5 protein-coding genes, 1 pseudogene and 1 riboswitch are annotated in these 4,205 nt (G+C 63.7%); of the genes and pseudogenes, 2 read left to right on the top strand and 4 right to left on the bottom strand.

The features are described from left to right. The 3 genes from ENZ75_RS23290 to ENZ75_RS23280 form a co-directional block, all read right to left on the bottom strand. Positions 1–558: CbtA family protein (locus tag ENZ75_RS23290; protein ID WP_128278340.1), on the bottom strand; the 558-nt coding region annotated here is incomplete at its 3' end. Between the two features lie 15 nt (positions 559–573). Beyond that, complete coding sequence (locus ENZ75_RS23285; protein WP_013531117.1) at positions 574–753, bottom strand: CbtB domain-containing protein; 180 nt, start codon at positions 751–753, stop codon at positions 574–576. A gap of 35 nt (positions 754–788) precedes the next feature. Further along, positions 789–985, bottom strand: a riboswitch (cobalamin riboswitch). A gap of 65 nt (positions 986–1,050) precedes the next feature. Then, positions 1,051–2,250, bottom strand: a complete 1,200-nt coding sequence (locus tag ENZ75_RS23280; RefSeq protein ID WP_013531116.1) for an MFS transporter — start codon at positions 2,248–2,250, stop codon at positions 1,051–1,053. A 223-nt stretch (positions 2,251–2,473) separates the two neighbouring features. Here ENZ75_RS23280 and ENZ75_RS23275 point away from each other — a divergent pair, with 223 nt between their 5' ends. Together ENZ75_RS23275 and ENZ75_RS23270 are read left to right on the top strand one after the other, a co-directional pair. Continuing rightward, positions 2,474–3,472, top strand: a complete 999-nt coding sequence (locus ENZ75_RS23275) for a DUF1624 domain-containing protein (protein WP_063168230.1) — start codon at positions 2,474–2,476, stop codon at positions 3,470–3,472. Beyond that, a complete protein-coding gene (locus ENZ75_RS23270) occupies positions 3,469–3,945 on the top strand; it encodes an isoprenylcysteine carboxylmethyltransferase family protein (RefSeq protein WP_024501351.1) in 477 nt (158 codons plus the stop codon). The genes ENZ75_RS23275 and ENZ75_RS23270 overlap by 4 nt, the downstream gene beginning before the upstream one ends. 85 nt (positions 3,946–4,030) lie before the next feature. Here the strand turns inward: ENZ75_RS23270 and ENZ75_RS35275 are convergent. Continuing rightward, positions 4,031–4,205: pseudogene (locus ENZ75_RS35275) on the bottom strand (MerR family transcriptional regulator); the annotation flags it as partial.

Here is a 4,205-nt window from a genome sequence, read left to right as displayed (position 1 = left end):
GATCGCCAGCGGCAGCGACTTGCGGAACGCGATCAGGCCGAGACCGGCAGCGGTTGCCGCCACCGTTGCCCACCACCAGATCTGGCGCTGGGTGAGATCGGCGGCCGGCATGGCCGGCAGTTCCGGCGGCAGGCCGAGGCCCGGCGCCAGCGTGAACACGGCAAAGCCGGCCAAGCCCCAGAACACGCCCTGGCGCCAACCACCGATACCGCCGGCGAATTCGGAAACCGCGACCAGGATCAACCCGAAGCCGATGCCGGTGACGATGTTGGCAAGCACGCTGAAGGCGAAACGCTCGAAACCGTCTGCCGGCGCCCAGCCCTCGTCTTCCGCCGCAGCAGTCGCTTCGGCAGGGGCCGGAGCGGCTGTGCTCATGGCATTGCTATCCGTTGCTGCCGGAGCGGCATGGTCATGGTGATGCCCGCCGCCCGCCTGTTCGTAGACTTCCGCCTTCAGGATCAGCGGCACGGTCGCATAGGCCTGCATGCAGGCGAGAACGACGCCGGCCACGAGCCCTGCGATCGCCGCGATGAACACGACGTTGCGAAACAGGTTCATGATGTCAGCCCCTCGTCAGTGGCAGGGAAACGCCATCGAATGGCGATAGTCGTGAGCCGCATTGTGGACCGCATCGATATGCGAGAAGCCGACAAAGCCCATCACGAAAATGCCGAGCAGCGCGGCGAGCGCAAGCTGCATGAAGCGCGACTGCGAGGAGACGGAAGCGCCGAGGGAGACGGAAGCGGTAGTCATGTCTTGTCCTTTCGCCCTCCACCCGAGGGCATCGAAGTCAGTTTCCTGTCGCCGGCAGGTCTCCTGGCTCACGGATCAGCGTCCTTCCCCACCTTCCCGAAGAAAAATCTTCAGTGGCATATGGAGAGGACTACCGCACACAGTTGCGGGGGCAGCCACGGCATTGGGCGAAATCCGCCCTTACCGCATTCCCTCTTGGCTCCAAAATGGAACCGGCGACACCGGCGACTATAGGCAGAATCCTCGCGTCCGGCAAACCAAATTCCGCCGGCGACCGTTGCGAATGCGCCATGAAGGTCAAAGCGATTTCGGCAGATAGCGCCACGTCACGAAGCCGCAGACCGCCGCCAGCAGGCCGAGCGTGACGAACACCGAGCCCAGGCCGAAGAAGGCCAGCACCACCGAATAGACCAGCGGCGGCGTCAGCTCGGAAAAGTCGAGATAGGTGCGATAGACTGCCGCCATCTGCGATCTTTCATAGGAGCGCACCGAGCGCATGAAGGCGGTCGAGCCGAGCGCGTCGAGTGCAATGGTGAAGAAGGCGCCGCAGAGCAGGAAGGCGCCGGTGAGCAGCGGCACGGTTTCGCCGACGAAGCCCGCCGCCAGAAGCGCGACCGACATGGCGAAATAGGCAAATGTCATGGTCCTGCGGCCGCCAAAGCGCTTTCCCGCCTTGCCCCAGAAAATCGCCATGAACAAAAGCGCGTTGCCGGCCGAAACCAGCAGGCCGCCGGCCAGCTTGCCCTCACCCGTAATGACCATGAACAGCGGCCCATAGACGAAGAACGTCGTCCAGAAACAGGAGCGCCCAAACGCGATCAGCCAGGCCAGCCTGAGCCTGGGCTGGGCGATGAAGCGGCCGATATTGGCGAGCGGATTGGCTGGTCGCGTCTTGCCGGGACGGATCGACGGGTTGTCGCCGAGCCGGTAGGTCCAGAACAATGCCAGCAAGGCTAACGCGAACACGGCCACCGCGCCATGCGCGGCATAGACGCCGAAGCGCGTGTAGAGGAAGATGCCGAGCGTCGGCCCACCGGTCCAGGCCAGCATCGACCACGCCATGCGCAGCGATTCGGCCTGCATGAAGTCGGTCTTGCGGATGTGGTCCATGATGTAGAGGTTGAGCGTGATCGACAGCGCGCTGGCGCCCATCACCCGGCACAGCATGCCGGCCAGTTGCCCGGCAAGCGTGTCGGTGACGAAGAACAGCGAGCCAATGGCCAGCAGGCAGGCGCCCGCCGTGTAGACCCAGCGCCGGGCGAAACGGCGGATCAGCATCGGCATGAACAATGTCACCGACAGGCCGAGCATCGCCACGACGGTGTAGAGGATCGAGACGATCTGCTCGTTGTGCAGGATCTCGTAAGCCTGGATCGGGATGACGCTCGACACCGTGGCGCGGGCGAAGGATTCGACCGCATAGAGCGAAGCGAAGGTGCGCGCGTCCGCGGCCTTGAGGGCCGGTAGCCAGATCGGATGGCGCACATGGGTGGACATTGCTTTCCCCGAAGCAGATTCACCGGGTCAAATCTGCCGTGGCGACCTCAGCGCCAATAAGAGGAAACCGACGTGCATCCGGCAAAAGCGAAGCCGGCCAAAGGCTTTCCGGCACTGGCCCAATGCCGCGGCTGATCCGGCGCTATCGGCAGGGTTGCCGGTCTTCTTTTGTCCCGGGCAACCGTGATAGTCCTCCAGCGGGGCTGAATCAGAATGCGAGACCATGAGCATCCAAACGCCGACCGCACCCGTTCAGGATCGACCAAAGCGCATCGTCGCCATCGACATCGTGCGCGGCATCGCGCTGATCGCCATGGCAAGCTACCATTTCACCTGGGATCTGGAGTTCTTCGGCTACACCGATCCCGGCCTGACCGCCTTCGGCTGGTGGAAGATCTACGCGCGCTGCATCGCCTCGACCTTCCTGTTCCTGGTCGGCGTCAGCCTGTATCTCGCCCACGGCCGACAAATCCGCTGGAACGGCTTCTGGAAGCGGTTCGCCATGGTCGCCGGAGCCGCGATCGCGATTTCGGTCGTCACCCGCATAGCCACTCCGGACGGCTTCATCTTCTTCGGCATCTTGCACGAGATCGCGCTGGCCAGCCTGCTCGGTCTCGCCTTCCTGCGCCTGCCGGCGCTGCTGACGCTTGTCGTCGCTGCGCTCGTTATCGCCGCCCCCGTCTATCTGCGCTTCGAGGCCTTCGATCACCCATGGCTGTGGTGGGTCGGCCTGTCGGCGACCAATCCGCGCTCCAACGACTACGTTCCGCTGTTTCCGTGGTTCGGCGCCGTGCTTGCGGGCATCGCGGTGACGAAACTCGCCGCAGGTGCCGGCCTGCTTGCCAGGCTTGCCAATCTGGCGCCCGGTCGCTTGGCCAACCCGCTGGTCTTCATCGGTCGGCACAGCCTGGCTTTCTATTTGATCCACCAGCCGCTGCTGATCGGCTGCGTCTGGCTGTTCTCGCAGATCATGCCGGCGCAGGTCGAAACCCCGCAGGTGAATTTCCTCAAAACCTGCCAGCTGTCCTGCGAGCAGTCGCGCGACACCGAGTTCTGTACGAGCTACTGTGTCTGCATGCTCGATACACTCGAGGGCGAGTCCACGCTTGATAGGCTCTACAACAACGATCAGACTGCGGAGTGGAAAGCGCATTTGTCCGATCTCGCCGGCATGTGCACCGCCAAGACCGACAGCAAGTTGATGGAGGGAGGGGCCGAATGACCGAGAACCAGCCGAAGCCGGGGCTCATACCGTGGCCGCCGCTGATCTACATCGCCGCCATCGCCGTCAGCATCGCACTGGGCCTGCTCTATCCCCTGCCCTGGATCGGCGACCTGCTGGGCGATATCCTGTTCGCGGCCGGCTGGGTGGCGCTGTTTGCCGTCGCCGCACTCTGGTTCACCGCGATCCGCACCATGATCCGGGCCAAGACCACGCTCAACCCCAACGCTGTACCCGATCACCTGGTCACCACGGGTCCCTTCGGCGTCACCCGCAATCCGATGTATCTGGCCAACACGCTGCTGTTGATCGGCGTCGCCTTTGTCTCGGGCATCGTGTGGTTCCTGCCGCTGGCGTTCATCGCCGCCTATGCCACGCAGAAGGTGGCGATCGAAGGCGAGGAAAAGGTGCTGGCGGCAAAATTCGGCAAGAAATACCGCGACTACGCCAAACGCGTGCGCCGCTGGATTTGAGCTGGCTTTCAAGCGGCCAATCTCCCCCCTCGTGGGGGAGATGTCCGGCAGGAGAGAGGGGGGCGCTGTCCCTCAAACTCTCTGCCTACGTATTCACGCCAAGCTCCACCAGCCGCTCCACACAAGACTCCTCGGCCTGGTCGAGTTCAGCCAGCGTCTCCTCGAGGTCGCGGCGTTTCTGCCGGAGATCCTCGCGCTTTTCCTCGATGCGCTTGATCATCAGGTTGAGCTGGCCGACTTCGCCGGGCGGCTCCTTGTAC

Origin of the sequence: Mesorhizobium sp. M7A.F.Ca.CA.002.04.1.1 (genome assembly GCF_004022805.1) — a bacterium.
GTDB classification, from domain to species: domain Bacteria; phylum Pseudomonadota; class Alphaproteobacteria; order Rhizobiales; family Rhizobiaceae; genus Mesorhizobium; species Mesorhizobium ciceri.
The sequence above is the reverse complement of the archived record's forward strand: the minus strand, read 5'-3'. Positions and strand labels throughout refer to the sequence as shown.